Raw genomic sequence first — 16,671 nt, forward strand, 5'->3', positions numbered from 1 at the left:
GACAGTGACGAGCGGGGCTGGGTTGGAACCGTGGTGAGACTGTCAGCCGGCTGGCAATTCTGCCGCTGAAACAGGACATAAAGTGCAAAGGGTCAGCGGACGGCAGCGACCGTGGTGAGGGTGCCGGCGTCGGCGTCGAGGCTCGCCCGAGTACCGACCGGGACGGTGAGCTGACCAGGGCCGTGACCGATCGGCAAGCCGCCGAGCACCGGTACGCCCAGATCCCCGAGGTGTTCGACGAGCACCTCGGCCACCGTGACGTCCCAGCCGTCGGCGCAGTCGGTGAACTGTCCCACCGCCACCCCGGCCAGCCCGTCCAGCACGCCTGCCCGCCGCAACTGGGTCAGCATCCGGTCGACCTTGTACGGCGGTTCCTGCACGTCCTCCAGCAACAGCACGGCACCGGTCAGATCCGGCATGTCCGCAGTGGCGAGGGAGGCCACGACCAGGCAGAGGTTGCCGCCCAGCAGCCGCCCGGTGGCTCGCCCCGCCACGCGTACGCCGAAGGTCTCCGCACCGTCGACCGCGTGCACGGTGACCGGATCGGTACTCGTCATCGCGGCGTGCAGGGACTCGGCCGAGGCAAGCGGGGTGCGCTCGTCGCGCCAGGCTGCCCCGGGACCGTGCACTCCAGCCAGTCGGGCACCCCGCCAGAGCGCCAGGTGCAGCGCGGTGATGTCGGAGAACCCGGTCACCACCTTCGGGTCACGGCGTACCGCAGCCATGTCGATCGAGTCCACCACCCGCTGCGCCCCGTATCCGCCCCGGGTACAGATCACCCCGCGCACCTGCGGATCGGCGAACGCGGTGTTCAGGTCGGCAGCCCGCAACGCATCCGTACCCGCCAGGTAGCCCTGTCGGGCGTAGACGTTGGGGGCGAGTACCGGCCGTAGTCCCCAGCCGGTGAGCAGTTCCACGCCCCGGGCCACCCGGTCCGGGCGGGTCGGTCCGGACGGCGACACTAGCATCACCGTGTCGCCGGGGCGCAGGGCAGGCGGGCGTAGCACGTCGTCGAAGGTGGTGCGGTCGGGCACAGCGGAAGTGTAGAGCGGCACGCGGCTCCGCCAGACTTGTTGCTCCGATGTCCATGACCAGGCGGATGCGCGTGGCGACGGCGCGCTACCGAAGCCGGCCGGTCCCGCCCGCCAGACGGATCGGTGCGACCGGATAGCCTCGACGACGTGACAACCGCGCTGGTGATCGAGAACGACCCGACCGACGACCCGCGCCGGCTGGGGGAGTGGCTGACCGAGGCCGGGCTGGAGCTGACGATGCTCCGTCCACACGCCGGCGACGCCCTTCCCGCCGACCTGGACGGGTACGCCGCCCTGGTGGTGCTCGGTGGTGATCAGCAGGCATATCCGCTCGCCGACGGAGCGCCGGGGGCGCCCTGGTTCCCGGCCGTGGAGAAGTTGCTCCGCAAGGCGGTACGGCACCGGCTGCCGACCCTGGGAATCTGCCTCGGCGCGCAGTTGCTCGCCACCGCCCACGCCGGTGCTGTCGATCGCAGCCCGACCGGGCCGGAGGTCGGTCCCGCCGTGGTCGGCCGGCGGGACGCGGCCGAGACCGACCTGCTCTTCCGGTACGTGCCGCTGATCCCCGACGTGCTGCAGTGGCACGTCGACGAGATCACCGAGTTGCCCGCCGCTGCCACTCTGCTGGCGGCCTCCACCCGCCATCCCCACCAGGCGTTCCGCCTCGGCGACCGGGCCTGGGGACTGCAGTTCCACATCGAGTGTGACACCGCGATGATCGCCGAATGGGCCACCGACTCGGTGCTGCTGGCCGAGCTGGGCTACGACCCGCAGCTGGTGATATCCGCCTGCGCCGCGGTGATGGTCGACGTCGAGGAGGTCTGGCAGCCGTTCGCGGCGCGGTTCGCCGCGCTCGCCCTCGGCGAGTTGGACGACGACAGGTCACGTCCCAGCCTGCCCCTGCTCGGGCACTGATGGGCCGGTCGACCAGCGCCACCGGCCGCCTGGCCCGCTACGGTTTCGGTGTCACCGGCGACGACGCGGGAGCCCGCGCCGCCGACCTGCTCGGGCCGGACGGGCTCGACCTGTGGCGTGCGCAGAGCCAGGAACCCACCGGCGAACAGGCACAGGAGCTGCTCACCGCGCTGTCCCGGGTCGCCGACCCGGATCTGGCGTTGCGTCAGCTGCACCGACTCGTCGAGGCGGAGCATCGTGCGGCGGGCGGCCTGAACGGCGCAGCCGGACGTGGCGGCGCCGACGGGAGTCAGGACGACGACGTGCGCGTGGCCGCCGCCGGAGGCATCGGAGCGGGATCGGCGCTACTCGGCGCGCTGCACGACGATGCGGGGCTGCGTCGCCGGCTGCTCGCCGTGCTGGGCGCCTCTTCGGCACTCGGCGACCACCTCGTGGCCAACCCCGACCAGTGGTCGATGCTGCGCACCGAACCGGACGGTCTCGCCCCGACCGCAGACGGCCGGCTCGACCTGTCTGGCGCGGGCAACCCTGTCGCTGTGCTGCGGCGGGCGTACCGGCTGGCGTTGCTGCGGGTCGCGGCGGCGGACCTGACCGGCGGGCGGGGCCTGGAGCAGACCATGGCCGCGCTCTCGTCGTTGGCGGACGCCACCCTGTCTGCGGCGTACCGGATCGCCGTGGCGGAGCTGCCCGCCGGCACCCGGGAGCCGCGCCTGGCCGTCGTCGCGATGGGCAAGTGCGGCGGCGGTGAACTGAACTACGTCTCCGACGTCGACGTGATCTTCGTCGCTGCCGAAGACGACGATCTTGTAGCGGCCACCACCGTGGCCACCCGGCTGATCCACATCTGCGGGATGGTCGCCTGGCCGGTCGATGCGGCCCTGCGCCCCGAGGGCAACCGGGGACCGCTGGTACGCACCCTTGCCAGCCACCTGGCGTACTACCGGCGCTGGGCGCGGACCTGGGAGTTCCAGGCGCTGCTCAAGGCCCGCCCGGCCGCCGGTGACCTGGCGCTCGGTCAGGAGTGGATCGATGCGCTGGCCCCGCTGCTCTGGCAGGCGGCCGAGCGCCCAGAGGCGGTCGAGGACGTCCGGGCCATGCGCCGCAGGATCATCGACAACATCCCGCCGAAAGAACAGGAACGTGAGATCAAACGCGGCCCCGGTGGGCTGCGCGACATCGAGTTCGCGGTGCAACTGCTGCAGCTGGTGCACGGCCGGGGCGACGAGAGGTTGCGGGCACCCGGCACCATCCCCACCCTGCGGGCGCTGGTCAACGGCGGCTACGTCGGGCGTGCCGACGGCGAGGCACTGCTGCGCGGCTACCGGTTCCTGCGCAGCGTCGAGCACCGGCTGCAACTGCAGGGACTGCGGCGTACCCACACCGTGCCGACCGAGCCGGGCGCGTTGCGGTGGCTCGCCACCGCGCTCGGCTACACGGCCACGCCCGGCCGCAGCGCCGTCGAGGAGTTCCGCGCCGAGTGGGTCCTGCACGCCACCGAGGTACGCCGACTGCACGCAAAACTGCTCTACCGGCCACTGCTGGAGTCGGTGGCCCGGGTACCGGCCGACGGGCTGCGGCTGACCCCGCAGGCGGCCCGCAACCGCCTGGAGATCCTCGGCTTCGCCGACCCGGCCGGGGCGTTGCGTCACCTCGAAGCACTCACCGGCGGAGTGAGCCGTACCGCCGCCATCCAACGCACCCTGCTGCCGGTGCTGCTCAGCGAGTTCGCCGACGCACCCGAGCCCGACCGGGGGCTGCTGAACTACCGCCAGGTTTCCGAGTCCCTCGGCAGCACCCCCTGGTACCTGCGGCTGCTGCGCGACTCCGGGCCGGTGGCCCGCCGGCTGGCGCGGGTGCTCTCCTCCTCCCGGTACGTCGCGGATCTGCTGACCCGCGAACCGGAGGCGCTGCGCCTGCTGGCCGAGGAGAGCGAACTGAGTTCCCGCCCCCGCGAAGTGCTCTTCGACGGTCTCACCGCCGCCGCAGCCCGGCACACCGATCCGGTCGAGGCGATCCGGGCGGTACGCGCGCTGCGCCGCCGCGAACTCCTCCGCCTCGCCTGCACCGACGTACTCAGCCGCGCCGGCTCGCTGGCACCGGTCCGGCCCGACAACGGCCGGACCACGCCCGCCCTGGCCGACATCACGGCGGTCGGCACCGCACTGTCCGACGTCACCGACGCGACCCTCACCGCCGCGCTGCGGACCGCCCAGGCCGCCCAGCCGGCCATGCCGGGACTCACCTTCGCCGTGATCGGGATGGGCCGGCTCGGTGGGTACGAGTCGAACTACCTCTCCGACGCCGACGTGCTCTTCGTCTACGAGCCACCCGAGGGGGGCAACGAGAGCGAGGCGAGCGCGGCCGCCCACGCCATCGCCGAGGAGTTACGGCGGCTGCTCGGCATGCCCGCACCCGACCCGCCGCTCGGTGTCGACGCCGACCTGCGACCCGAGGGCCGGCAGGGGCCCCTGGTCCGCAGTCTCGCCGCCTACCAGCAGTACTACGCCCGCTGGTCGCGGGTGTGGGAGGCGCAGGCGTTGCTGCGCGCCCGCTGCGTCTGCGGTGACGGCGAACTGGGCACCCGGTTCGAGAAGATGATCGACCCCATCCGGTACCCGGCCGGCGGGCTGACCCGCGAACAGGTCATCGAGATCCGACGGATCAAGGTGCGGGTGGAGACCGAACGGTTGCCCCGCGGCGCCGACCCGGCCACCCACACCAAACTGGGCCGGGGCGGCCTGGCCGACGTGGAGTGGGCGGTCCAACTGCTCCAACTCCGACACGCGGGTGCGCACCCGCAGCTGCGCGGTACGCGTACCCTCGACGCGCTCGCCGCCGCCCGGGAAGCGGGCCTGCTCGACCCGGCGGACGCCGAGGCGATGACGGCCGGCTGGACCCTCGCCGCGCAGGTACGCAACGCGCTGATGCTGGTCCGGGGTCGGGCCGGCGACCAGTTGCCCCGGCACGGCGTGGAACTGGCCGGCGTGGTCCGGCTGCTCGGCCGGGACGACCCCGGCGAGTTCCTCGACGAGTACCTGCGCACCGGCCGCCGCTCCCGCGCCGCCACCGAACGTGTCCTGGATGCCTGACCGCCGCACAGTGGCGGGCTGTGGGCGGAGGTGGCCGGGTGCCGCACCACCCGCACGGTCAACCGTGTGTCGGGCGATCATCCGGTGAGCGTGTACGTACCCGCCCGTGGCACCGTTACGGCCGTCCACTGTTCGTCGGCCGCGAGGGTCGCGCCGCCCGTCACCGTCAGCCATGGGTTGTGGCGGATGCGGACCAGGACGACGCTCGCCTCGACGGCGCGGAACGTTACCGAGCTGGCGTCCTGGCGGAGCAGCTCGCCAGGGTCGGCGACCAGTGGAGTCGGATCGACCACGCCGTACAGTCGCCAGTGCCGGGCTGACCACACCTCGGTCAGGTACGGCAGGCCGCCGCTGACCAACTCGGCCTCAGCCCGGCCTACCCAGGACAACGGTGCGTCCGGCACCGCCACGTACTGCACGGCGTTCTCGGAGAGCCACGCTCGGTAGCTCTCCGCCGTCAGCGGAACACCGGTACCCCGGGCGCCGGGCACGGTGGTGAAGAACAGCGGATTGCGGTCGATGTCCGCCTGCCGCAACCAACCCCGGGCCAACGGGATGCCGCCAAGTCTGGCGGCCTCCCAGTAGTTGCGGGTGGGTGGCACCTCCAACCGACCGCTGACACCGCGACGATCCAGTTCGGCGCGCAGCGGGGCGAAGTAGCTCGGATCGCTGGCCGGGTCGCCGATGCTGCGCAGGTCGGCGGGAACCACCGGCGGCTGCCACCAGCACACCGCTGCCAACAACGTGACCAGCATGACGGGCCTGAACGTTCCGGACCGCAGTGGTCGGGCAAGCCAGGCGGGTTCTCGGGCGGCTGCGGCCAGGACAGGTAACGCGAACATGGTCGTGAGCCGGGTGGCGTTCAGCCCGACCGGCGTGTGCACCAGCGCTGCCGTGACCACACCGACCGCAGCCAGCAGAGCACCGACCCGCACCGATCGGTCGGCGATCAGAGCGGCTACCAACAGCGCCGTCACCATTGCCCGGACCGTGTCGGTGCGACTGATGTTCATCCAACCGCCGTCGCCGAACAGCAACGCCGTCACTGCCAGCGGCAGGGCCGCAGCGACGGCGATCGTCAGCCCGTCGGTGTACCGGCGCGACAGCAGCAGCGCGACACCGGCGAGACCGCAGAACAGCCCGGCCACCGGGCTGGTTGCCGACGCCAGAAGCGCTGCTGCTCCGGCCAGTGCGAGCGGTCGCCAGCGGTCAGCTGCACTCGGGCGGGCACCATCTCCCCCGGATCGGTCAGCGTGGCCGGCGGAGGCGCCGGTGTTGCCTCGGCTCGAGTTGGTGTCCGATCCGACGCGCCAGGTGAGGGCGAGCAGGGCGACGAGTCCGAAGGCAACCCCGAGACCGTAGGTGACCCGACCGGAGACCAGGTTGCCGGCGATGGTGACCACCCCGACGAGGCTGCCGAGCAGTGGCCGGGGCACCCGGGTACGGACCAGCAGCGCGGCGAAGACGGTTGCTGCCGCGACCAGGGCCAGCGCGCCGGTGACGCGTACCCCGAGCAGGGCCATCACCGGTTGGGCAAGCAGGCTGTAGCCGAACTGCTGGACCCCGCCGTACCACCGCAGGTCGACCAGGGTGGGTCCGTGCGCGGCGAAGAACTCCGCGCGGGCCACCTGCGCCGCCAGGTCCGAACCCATCGGCGGGAGGATGAGGTACGCCACACCGAGCGTCCCGGAGAACGCGGCGGACAGCGCCACCACCCGACTGCCCCGCATGCCCACCTCCGTTCCGCGCTCACGGTACTGGCAGCATGGCGGGCGTGCCCCATCACCTCGTGCGCTGGACCGGACTGGCCGGATCGATCATGCTCTCGGTGGCGGCGTTCCTCGGCGGGGCGTTACCCGACGGGGACCTGCGACCCAATCCGGTCAAGATCTGGCTTGGCCCGAACGGGCCGCTGATCATCGGGCTGTGGTTGTTCGGTACCGCGGCCATGGCGGTGGCCTGGTGGGCGCTGCGTGACCGGGTGCCGTCGGCGCGGTGGGTCCTGGTCACCGCCGGGCTGTGGGCGCTGCCGTTCCTGTCCACTCCGCCGCTGGGCAGCCGGGACGCCTACGCCTACGCCTGCCAGGGGGCCAGCTACGCGGGCGGCATCAGCCCCTACGAGTACGGGGTCTCCACGCTGCCCTGCCCGTGGCTGGACACCATGTCGTTCATATGGCGGGACACCCCGGCACCGTACGGGCCGCTGTTCGTGGTGCTTTCCGGCGCGGTGGTCGCCGCGACGGGTTCACTGATCGGCAGCATCGCGCTGTTCCGGGTGCTCGCGGTGGCCGGCGTGCTGCTGACCGCAGCCTGCCTGCCGGTGCTGGCCCGTCGGTGCGGCGTGCCGGTCGGTCGCGCCCTCTGGCTCGCCCTGGCCAGCCCGCTGATCGGGGTGCACCTGATCTCCGGCGTGCACAACGACGCGTTGATGGTCGGGCTGATGGTGGCCGGCCTGGCCGTGGTGGTCGGCCGTCCCGGGCGGCCCTGGCCGCTGGTGGCCGGCGGCGTCGTGCTCGGCCTGGCCGCCGGGGTCAAGGTGACCGCGCTGGTGGTGGTCCCGTTCGCGGCGCTCGCCGCGATCGGTGGCGGCTTCTCGCTGCGTGCGCTGCTGCGCCACGGGACGCCGGTGGTCGGCGGTGCCGTGGCCACGCTGTTCGGGGTGACCCTCGCCGCCGGGCTGGACCTCGGCTGGATCACCGGGCTTTCGCACGGCAACGAGGTGGTCGCCTGGACGTCGCCGTCGACCGCCGTCGGGCAGACCATCGGTTACCTGGTGCTGCCGTTCGGCCTGCACATCGACGCGCTACCGGTGACCCGGGGTATCGCGGTGCTGGTGCTGGCGGCGCTGCTGGTGTGGCTGTGGTTCCGGGCCCGCCACCGGGAGCCGCTCTGGCATGCCGCGTTGGCGTTGACCGCGACGGTGGCGCTCGCCCCGCTGTTCCATCCCTGGTACTGGTTCTGGCCGCTGGCGCTGCTCGCCGCCACCGCGCGGCGTACCTGGTGGTTCAGCGCGGTGACCGTCTACGCCGCGTTCCAGGTGCTGGCCGACGGCACCGGCCTGCCTCGCTACACCAAGACGGTCGGTGCGCCGCTGATGACGCTGTTCGTGATCGTGGTGGCGGTCCGCTTGGTACGGTCGGCGAAGGAGACCAGGAGGGCGGCCCGTGCACCGGCGCCCGCCGGGTAGGCCCTCACCGCGGGTGTTGCTGATCACCGCACTGGAGGCGAGGTAGCGCCGGTTGGGCGATCCCGGCATCCCTTCCCACCGTCGTTTCCGCCCCGCCAGCGTCGGGCGAACCGGTCACTCTGCGAGGGCTGATTCGGGGGCTCGCGCCGTGGGCACCCGGGACCGGATCATCCGGTACGCCGGCCTGGTGGGGGCGCTGCTGCTGGCGGTCGCCGGGTACCTCGGCGGTGCCCTGCCCACCACACCCGACGGCGGCCCGCTGACCATCGCGTTGTGGTTGCTCGGCACGACCGCCATGGTGGGTGCCTGGTGGGCCCTGCGCACCGGTGCTCCCTCGACGAGGTGGGGGTACGCCACGACGGGGCTGTGGACGCTGCCGCTGCTGGTGACCGCCCCGCTGGGTAGCCGGGACGTCTACTCGTACGTCTGCCAGGGCTGGACCTACGCCGAGGGCGGTGACCCGTACGTCGTCGGGGTGGCTGAGGCCGGTTGTCCGTGGGTGGAGACGGTCGCGCCGGTGTGGCGGGACACTCCGGCCCCGTACGGACCGTTCTTCGTGCTACTCGCCGCGCTGGCAGTGCTGCTCGGCGGCGGTCTGGTCGGCACGGTGGTGCTGCTACGGCTGCTGGCCTTCGCGGGTGTGCTGGCGGCGGCGGCCTGCCTGCCTGGTCTGGCCCGGGCGGCCGGTGTGCCGCCCCGGCGGGCCACCTGGCTGCTGCTGGCCTGCCCGCTGGTCGGGGTGCACCTGGTGGCCGGGGCGCACAACGACGCGTTGATGCTCGGCCTGCTGCTGCCTGCCCTGCTGGTACTGGTCCGCCGGCCGGACCGGCCGGGGTCGTTGTGGTCAGCGGGTGTGCTGCTGGTGGCGGGGGTGCTGCTCGGACTGGCCGTGTCGGTGAAGGCGACAGCCGTGGTGGTGTTGCCGTTCGCGGCGCTGGCCGCCGCTGGAGGGCGTCCCGTGGTGCGGTCGCTGCTACGCGGCGGTGGCCTGCTGGCTGTCGGCGCCGTTGGCGGGGTGCTGACGCTTTCGCTGGTGGCGGGTCTCGGGTTCGGCTGGATTGACGGGCTGGGTCGCAGCGGGGACACCGTGCAGTGGACCTCGCCGCCGACCGCCGTCGGCATGCTCGTCGACTACGCCGGGGAGTTGTTCGGCCGTCGCCTCAACGCGGTCCCGTTGACACGTCTTGCCGGGCTGGCTGTCCTGGCCACGGTGCTTCCTCTCCTCTGGTACGGCACCTGGCGTCTTCTTCGCCAGCCACGAACTTTCCTACCCCGGCCCCTCGCTCCGCCGGACGCCGCCCCTCGCGCAGTCGGGTTGATCATGCGGTTGGTGGCGGTGGTGGACGCTCACCGGGACGCCGATCTGATCGACGCCTGGCGGGTGTGGCGGTGCCGAGTGGTGTTGGGGGGAGCGGGGGTCGCGTTGGCGGCCACAGTGGCACTCGCGCCGGTGTTTCACCCCTGGTACGCGACGTGGCCGCTGGCGGTCCTCGCGGTGACGGCGACCCGTACCGCCTGGTTCGTGCTGCCCTGTGCGCTGGCCGCGTTCCTCGCTTTGCCGGACGGCACCAATCTGGCCCGGTTGACCAAGGCTCCCGGCGCGGTCGCGATGACGGTCCTGCTCGCTGCGATCATTTGGTCTTTCTGCCGCCGCAACCGGTCACCTTGACGCCGGTAGCACGGCAGGGGTGACATGCCGCGGGCCGGCTCCGCGGTGCGGAGCCGGCCCGATCGGTGCTGACCGATGATCAGCAGTCGAAGTACATCGCGAACTCGTGCGGGGTCGGGCGCAGACGCACCGGGTCGACCTCGTTGGCCCGCTTCCAGTCGATCCAGGTGGAGATCAGGTCAGGGGTGAAGACGCCACCGTCGAGCAGGTAGTCGTGGTCGGCTTCGAGGGAGTCGAGCACTGCCGGCAGGGAGCCCGGAACCTGCTTGACGTCACCCCACTCCTCCGGCGGGAGGTCGTAGAGGTCCTTGTCGATCGGCGCCGGCGGCTCGATCTTGCTCTTGATGCCGTCCAGGCCGGCCATCAGCATCGCCGAGAAGGCGAGGTAGACGTTGGCCGACGGGTCCGGCACCCGGAACTCGACCCGCTTGGCCTTCGGGTTGCTGCCGGTGACCGGGATACGCGTGCAGGCAGAACGGTTGCGCTGCGAGTAGACCAGGTTCACCGGTGCCTCGAAGCCCGGCACCAGGCGACGGTACGAGTTGACCGTCGGGTTGGTGAACGCCAGCAGCGACGGCGCGTGGTGCAGCAGACCGCCGATGTACCAGCGGGCGGTGTCGGACAGGCCGGCGTAGCCGGTCTCGTCGTAGAACAGCGGCTCACCGCCCAGCCAGAGGCTCTGGTGGGTGTGCATGCCGGAGCCGTTGTCGCCGAAGAGCGGCTTCGGCATGAAGGTGGCGGTCTTGCCGGCGGCCCAGGCCGTGTTCTTCACGATGTACTTGAAGAGCTGGAGCTGGTCACCGGCGTGCAGCAGGGTGGAGAACTTGTAGTTGATCTCCGCCTGGCCGGCGGTGCCGACCTCGTGGTGCGACCGCTCCACGGTGAAACCGGTGTCGATCAGCCGGCGGACGATCTGGTCACGCAGGTCGGCGTAGTGGTCGACCGGCGGCACCGGGAAGTAACCGCCCTTGTACGCGGTCTTGTAGCCGCGGTTGCCGCCCGCTTCCTCCCGGCCGGTGTTCCAGGCGCCCTCGATCGAGTCGATGTAGTAGAAGGCCTGGTGGGCGGAGGTCTCGTGGCGGATGGAGTCGAAGATGTAGAACTCCGCCTCCGGGCCGAAGTAGGCGGTGTCGGCGATTCCGCTGGCGGCGAGATAGGCCTCGGCCTTCTTCGCCACGTTACGCGGGTCACGCGAGTACGCCTCGCGGGTGAACGGATCGTGGATGAAGAAGTTCAGCGCGAGGGTCTTCTGTGCGCGGAACGGGTCGATGAAGGCAGTGGCGACGTCCGGGAGCAGGAGCATGTCCGACTCGTGGATCGCCTGGAAGCCGCGGATCGACGACCCGTCGAAAGCGAGACCGTTGGTGAAGAAGTCGTCGTCGACGGACTCCACCGGCAGGTTGAAGTGCTGCATGACGCCGGGCAGGTCACAGAAACGAACGTCGACGAACTTCACGTCCTCGTTCTTGAGGTAACGCAGGAGTTCCTCGGGATTGGCGAACACTCGTCCTCCTGGCACGTCCACGGATAGCTAGGCTTCTGGCGACGCTATGGCCGTGCGGTTGCTCGACCATGTCTCCAGTGTTTCTGCCGTGTTACGTCCCTCGCGTTGGGTCACCTCGGTTGGCCGACCCGGACGCCCCAACCCAGGGAACGGGTCCGGCTGTGTCAGTGTAGTGAAACTTGGTGGTATTTGTCCGGTTTGGCGCCCTGTGCCGGGGCAACCCGGCGTAGACCCCGCCGAACGTCGGCCCGTCGCCGGGGCCGCCGCGGCGCTGGCTAGGCTCGTGCAGGTGACCACCCAGCCACCTCCCTCGCCGCCACCCGCCGCGGATCCCGACTTCGTCCCGGCCGACCTGGGGCGTCGATTCGGGGCGCTGGTCATCGACTGGATTCTCTGTCTGCTCGTGTCCGGCCTGTTCGCCAGCCCGGCCCGGGACGCCTGGGCACCCGTACTGGTACTGATCCTGCTTGATGGTCTCTTCCTGGGCCTGTTCGCCCAGACACCGGGCATGTACGTGACCCGCGTCCGGTGCGTGGACTGGTCCGACGGTGGTCGGATCGGGCTGCTCCGGGCGCTGCTGCGTGGTCTGCTGCTGGCCCTGGTCGTCCCCGCGCTGCTGATGGACCAGCACCGGCGCGGCCTGCACGACCGCCTCGTCGGCTCGGTCATCGCACCCGTTCCGCGCTGACCCGGCGCCCAACAGGCGGGTGGGCGCGGACGCGGCCGAACAGGGGTAGCGGATCAGCGGCCCCGCATCTGGCGGAACGCGCCGCGCGGCGGGCGGAGGTTCTTCGGGATGGCGCCCTTGGGCATCTGCGGGCGGGCAGTGAGCGCCTTGAGGCGCTTGTCCAAGGAGTTGACGTCCTTGCCGCTGAGGTTACGGGGCAACCGCATCAGCGTCATCCGCAACTTGCGGATCGGCAGCTCGCCCTCGTCCTGCCCGATGACGTAGTCGTACAACGGGGCGTTGCCGATCACCTTGGCCAGCCGGCGCTTCTCCTGGCCGAGCAGACCACGGACCCGCTGCGCGTTGCCCTCCGCGAGCAGGATCACCCCGGGGCGGCCGATGACCAGGTGCACCATGTCCATCTGGGTGGTCGAGCTCACCGCAGGGGAGACCCGCCAGTCTCCGCGCATGTTCTCCATGATCTGCGCGGCGGCTCCCGGCTGCCCCTCCGCCGCGTTCATCATCGCCCGGTTCGACCGGAGATTGAGCACGATCAACAGGCAGAGCAGGGCGAACAGGATGCCCAACGGCAACCAGAGCCAACCCCAGAGTGCGACCGCCACCACGGTCAACGCGAGCGGGATCAGCACCGCACCGGTCGCCATCGGGGCGAACCACTTGTCCTGCTTGGCGGTGAAGCGGAACACCAACCCGATCTGCTTCAGCCGCTGGCCGAACGAGACCTTCTCCTGGGGCTTTGCCATGGCGTCGAGTCTAGTGGTCGCCCACCGCGCTGCTGATCCGCGGCCGGTCGGTGCACCCCGCGAACCCGCGCGGGCATCAGCGACCTGCCCTGGTGCTCGCCGAACCCGTACGCCCCAGACGACGACCCCGGGGGGTGGGATCGACGAGGTGGGAGGCTCAGGAAGCGGACACGGGCTCGCGGGCGGCGAGGGCCTGCTGGTACAGCCGGCCGGCGCGGTAGGAGGAACGCACCAGCGGCCCGCTCATCACACCCGCGAAGCCGATCTCCTCGGCCTCCTCGCGCAGCTCGACGAACTCCTCCGGCTTGACCCAGCGCTGCACCGGATGGTGCCGGGGAGAGGGGCGGAGGTACTGGGTGACGGTGATCAGTTCGCAGCCGGAGTCGTGCAGGTCACGTAGGGCCTGGGAGACCTCGGACCGTTCCTCGCCCATACCGAGGATCAGGTTGCTCTTGGTGACCAGCCCGTCGGCCCGGGCCTGCCGGATGACGTCCAGGGACCGCTCGTACCGGAACGCCGGCCGGATCCGCTTGAAGATCCGCGGAACCGTCTCCACGTTGTGCGCGAGCACCTCCGGCCGGGCACCGAAGACCTCGGCGAGCTGCTCGGGCACCGCGTTGAAGTCGGGTATCAGCAGCTCCACACCACAGCCCGGTTGCAGGGCGTGGATCTGCCGCACGGTCTCGGCGTAAAGCCAGGCACCGCCGTCGGGCAGATCGTCGCGGGCGACGCCGGTGATGGTGGCGTACCGCAGTCCCATCGACACCACCGACTCGGCGACCCGGCGTGGCTCGTCGGCGTCGAACTCGGCCGGCTTGCCGGTGTCGATCTGGCAGAAGTCGCAGCGTCGGGTGCACTGGTCACCGCCAATGAGGAACGTCGCCTCGCGGTCCTCCCAACATTCGTAGATGTTGGGGCAGCCGGCCTCCTGGCACACCGTGTGCAACCCTTCGCGGGAAACCAGCCCGCGCAGCTGGGTGTACTCCGGGCCCATCTTGGCCTTGACCTTGATCCACGGCGGTTTGCGCTCGATCGGCGTCTCGGCGTTGCGTGCCTCGATCCGCAGCAGCCGCCGCCCCTCCGGGGCGGGAGTCGCGGTACTCGCGGCCTGGCCGGTCGTCAGCGCGGAGTGCTCGATCGTCACAAAACGAGCCTACGCCGGACGGCGGCGGTCGATGAACGGCGGGCGACGGCCGTCACCCCGGAAAACCTGTGACACCGGACACCGCCGCCGCACGGAAGTGCCGACGCCTGCGATAGCGCAACGGCGGGTGCCGTTGGGTCAGGAGGTGGGCAGGAGGGTGGGGAGGTGACGTTCGACCACGGGGAGGACGTCGCTGACGGCGACGGGGCGGTTCAGCTCGGCGGTGAGAGAGGTGACGCCGGCGTCGCGGATGCCGCACGGCACGATCCGGTCGAAGGACGCCAGGTCGCAGTCACAGTTGACCGAGAAGCCGTGCAAGGTGACTCCCCGGGCGACCCGGATGCCGATCGCCGCGACCTTCCGCTCGGGGCCCCGGGCGTCGGCCGGCACCCACACCCCGCTGCGCCCCTCGACCCGCCCGGCGGCCAGACCGAACTCGGCGCACACGTCGATCAGCAACTGCTCCACCCGTCGCACGTAGGCGACCACGTCGACCGGGTCGGGCAGACGCAGGATCGGGTAGCCCACCAACTGCCCCGGGCCGTGCCAGGTGATCTTGCCGCCCCGGTCCACGTCGATCACCGGGGTGCCGTCGACCGGACGGTCCCACGGCTCGGTGCGCTTGCCCGCGGTGTAGACGCTCGGGTGTTCCAGCAACAGCACGGTGTCACCCTGCCCGCCGGTGACCACCGCCTCGTGCAGGCGCCGCTGTTCGTCCCAGGCGGCGGCGTAGTCGAGGACACCGGCGCGTACGGCCGTCAGGCCGGAGGTCGTCACGGTCACCTGTCCAGCCTAGACCCGTACCCCGCTGGTCACCGGTGGTGAGCCGGATCACCGGCGGACCCGCCACACCCAGACGTCGTCGACCCGCTCCGGTTCGCCGAAGAGCAGGACCAGGGTGCGGCGGACGGCCTCCTCGTCGACCGGCCACTTGGCACCGTGCACCTCCTCGGCGAGCACCACCGTCTCGATCCGCCAGTGCTCCAGGTCGGCGCGTACCTCCTCACGGGTGCCCTCGGTGACGATCGGCGGCAGCCCGGTGCGGGCCGCCTGGTCCAGCAGCGCGCCGAACGGGCGCGGCACCGGACCGATGCGTCCCCGGTCGTCTGGGCCGCCGGGTCCGAGGAAGAAACCGGACGGAATGGCGAATTCTCCCTGCCGGTTCGCCAGCGCGTACGCCTGCCAGCGCTGACCGTCGGGGTATACGTCAAGGGCGAGTGGCGCCGGGGTCAGCACCCCGCCCGGGGAGACGTGTTCCCGCCAGGCACCGGACGTGATGAACCGTGGGATCGGCTCGCGTTCGCTGGTCAGTAGTGGTGTGGGGAACAACGGCACCAGGGACACCGCGAAGCCGGCCGCCCAGGCCACCGCCGCCGGGCGTGACAACGGTCGTCGTCGCAGCCGGTCCAGCGCGTACGCCAACAGCAGGCCGAGGACCGGCGTCACCACGAGCGCGAACCTCGCGGGCAGGGCCGCGTTCACCACCGGTAGGTGTCCGAGCAGGTCGAAGGGCATCGGCAGGTCGGTACGCCGACCGTCGACCTTGGCCACCGGACCGAAGGAGAGTGCGGTGAACACCACCGCCACGATCCCGAGGGCCCACAGGGTCGCCCGGCGGCGCGCGTCACCGTCACGCCACAGCAGTACGAAACAGCCGACGGCGAGCACCAGTAGCGGCAGCCCGAAGAACGAGTTCTCCTCGGTGGGATTCGGTGCCAGCGAGGTGCCGCTACCAGCCTCGCCGGCAAGCGACCGGCGTGGATAGGCGGCGTACGCGGCGATGTCCTCGGAATGGATCACGGCGTCGAAGCCGGTGCCGTGGAACCGCTGCGGCCCGGCGAAGTGCAGCCACAACGGGTAGGCCAGCAGTACCCCCGCCACCACCGCGGTCGCCGCGAGCCCGCGCAGGAACGAGGGCAGTACGGCGCGGGCCTCGGCCCGGTTCGCCGGGTGCAGCGCCCAGACGGCGACGAAGAGGCCGAGCGCCAGCGCGGTGAAGAACAGCCCCTCGGCGGCGATCGAGAAGGCGACGGCGACGAGTACGCCGAGGATGGCGCCGTCGCGTAGCGAGTGTCCCGGCCGGCGCAGCGCGAACAGCCGCCACACCAGCAGCGGCACCAGCCACCCGGCGGTCCAGTTCAGGTGGGCGTTGGCGTGCGAGACCATGCCGGGGGAGAAGCCGACGAACAGCCCACCGACCGCGGCGGCGAGCGGGCTGCGGACCAGGTGCCGGGAGAGCAGCCAATACCAGGCGACGGCGGTTGCGGCCAGGTTGAGGGTGAGGATCACCAGGAAGGTGGCCGGCGGTCCGATCAGGTACGTCAGCGGAGCGAAGACCGCCGCGTACACCGTGATCGAGGTGTTGACCGCGAGGTTGACCCCGTCCGGGACGTTGATCAGGTACGTGAAGAGAGGGTTGTCGCCGTGGGTCAGCGCGTGCCCGCCGAAGGCCAGCAGCCACTCGAACAGCGCCTGGTCGCTTGAGTTGACGGTGATCGCCCGTCCGTTCGGGTCGATCCACAACCCGCTGGTCACCCAGACCGCGAGCGCCAACGCGACCAGCACCACGATCAGGTCGGTACGGCGGTCGCGAGTGACCGTCGACGGCGACGGTGAGGCGGGCGCGGACGCCACGGACGGGGAGGTGGGCACCTAGCGGACGTTACCAACCGCACCGGGACACGCCGGTCAGACCCGG

Annotated in this window: 12 protein-coding genes; 5 read left to right on the plus strand and 7 right to left on the minus strand. The window is 71.3% G+C overall.

Translation table 11 applies throughout. From position 1 onward, the window contains the following. Nucleotides 1-92: 92 nt before the first annotated feature. Nucleotides 93-968, minus strand: a complete 876-nt coding sequence (locus HCA58_RS03035) for an LD-carboxypeptidase (RefSeq protein WP_169596607.1) — start codon at nt 966-968, stop codon at nt 93-95. 213 nt (nt 969-1,181) lie between these two features. Here HCA58_RS03035 and HCA58_RS03040 point away from each other — a divergent pair, with 213 nt between their 5' ends. Then, nucleotides 1,182-1,949, plus strand: coding sequence for a type 1 glutamine amidotransferase (locus tag HCA58_RS03040; protein WP_169596209.1), 768 nt, complete (start codon nt 1,182-1,184; stop codon nt 1,947-1,949). After that, complete coding sequence (locus tag HCA58_RS03045; RefSeq protein WP_169596210.1) at nt 1,949-5,038, plus strand: bifunctional [glutamine synthetase] adenylyltransferase/[glutamine synthetase]-adenylyl-L-tyrosine phosphorylase; 3,090 nt, start codon at nt 1,949-1,951, stop codon at nt 5,036-5,038. The genes HCA58_RS03040 and HCA58_RS03045 overlap by 1 nt, the downstream gene beginning before the upstream one ends. Before the next feature lie 77 nt (nt 5,039-5,115). On the opposite strand, the gene HCA58_RS03050 is transcribed toward HCA58_RS03045, so the two are convergent. Beyond that, nucleotides 5,116-6,768: a hypothetical protein gene (locus HCA58_RS03050; protein WP_169596211.1), complete on the minus strand. Its 1,653-nt coding sequence runs from the start codon at nt 6,766-6,768 to the stop codon at nt 5,116-5,118. Between the two features lie 44 nt (nt 6,769-6,812). On the opposite strand from HCA58_RS03050, the gene mptB (HCA58_RS03055) reads away from it, so the two are divergent. After that, on the plus strand, nt 6,813-8,225 hold the full coding sequence (gene mptB, locus HCA58_RS03055) for a polyprenol phosphomannose-dependent alpha 1,6 mannosyltransferase MptB (protein WP_346775857.1): 1,413 nt from the start codon (nt 6,813-6,815) through the stop codon (nt 8,223-8,225). Between the two features lie 148 nt (nt 8,226-8,373). Next, complete coding sequence (mptB, locus tag HCA58_RS03060; RefSeq protein ID WP_169596213.1) at nt 8,374-9,894, plus strand: polyprenol phosphomannose-dependent alpha 1,6 mannosyltransferase MptB; 1,521 nt, start codon at nt 8,374-8,376, stop codon at nt 9,892-9,894. 79 nt (nt 9,895-9,973) lie between these two features. Here the strand turns inward: mptB (HCA58_RS03060) and glnA are convergent, their stop codons facing one another. Beyond that, nucleotides 9,974-11,398: a type I glutamate--ammonia ligase gene (gene glnA, locus HCA58_RS03065; RefSeq protein ID WP_169596214.1), complete on the minus strand. Its 1,425-nt coding sequence runs from the start codon at nt 11,396-11,398 to the stop codon at nt 9,974-9,976. Nucleotides 11,399-11,750: 352 nt separating this feature from the next. Between glnA and HCA58_RS03070 the strand changes: the two genes are divergently transcribed. After that, nucleotides 11,751-12,086, plus strand: a complete 336-nt coding sequence (locus tag HCA58_RS03070; protein WP_240955482.1) for an RDD family protein — start codon at nt 11,751-11,753, stop codon at nt 12,084-12,086. A 53-nt stretch (nt 12,087-12,139) separates the two neighbouring features. On the opposite strand, the gene HCA58_RS03075 is transcribed toward HCA58_RS03070, so the two are convergent. The 4 genes from HCA58_RS03075 to HCA58_RS03090 form a co-directional block, all read right to left on the minus strand. Beyond that, entirely contained in the window at nt 12,140-12,829 is a 690-nt protein-coding gene (locus tag HCA58_RS03075) for a DUF4191 domain-containing protein (RefSeq protein WP_169596216.1), read from the minus strand. A 157-nt stretch (nt 12,830-12,986) separates the two neighbouring features. Further along, nucleotides 12,987-13,973 carry a lipoyl synthase gene (gene lipA / locus HCA58_RS03080; protein ID WP_169596217.1) on the minus strand — a complete coding sequence of 329 codons (987 nt, stop codon included), beginning with the start codon at nt 13,971-13,973 and terminating at the stop codon, nt 12,987-12,989. Between the two features lie 138 nt (nt 13,974-14,111). Continuing rightward, the gene (gene lipB, locus HCA58_RS03085; protein ID WP_169596218.1) at nt 14,112-14,756 is read right to left on the minus strand and encodes a lipoyl(octanoyl) transferase LipB; all 645 of its coding nucleotides are present in this window, start codon (nt 14,754-14,756) and stop codon (nt 14,112-14,114) included. 48 nt (nt 14,757-14,804) lie between these two features. Continuing rightward, nucleotides 14,805-16,625 carry a DUF2079 domain-containing protein gene (locus HCA58_RS03090; protein WP_169596219.1) on the minus strand — a complete coding sequence of 607 codons (1,821 nt, stop codon included), beginning with the start codon at nt 16,623-16,625 and terminating at the stop codon, nt 14,805-14,807. Between the last annotated feature and the right edge of the window lie 46 nt (nt 16,626-16,671).

This window comes from Micromonospora sp. HNM0581, from assembly GCF_012726175.1.
Lineage (GTDB): Bacteria > Actinomycetota > Actinomycetes > Mycobacteriales > Micromonosporaceae > Micromonospora.

Excerpts from the sequence above, each read along its gene's own strand:
- HCA58_RS03035 (WP_169596607.1), bottom strand. The coding sequence starts at position 968 with ATGCTAGTGTCGCCGTCCGGACCGACCCGCCCGGACCGGGTGGCCCGG.
- HCA58_RS03045 (WP_169596210.1), top strand. The coding sequence starts at position 1,949 with ATGGGCCGGTCGACCAGCGCCACCGGCCGCCTGGCCCGCTACGGTTTC.
- HCA58_RS03050 (WP_169596211.1), bottom strand. The coding sequence starts at position 6,768 with ATGCGGGGCAGTCGGGTGGTGGCGCTGTCCGCCGCGTTCTCCGGGACG.
- HCA58_RS03075 (WP_169596216.1), bottom strand. The coding sequence starts at position 12,829 with ATGGCAAAGCCCCAGGAGAAGGTCTCGTTCGGCCAGCGGCTGAAGCAG.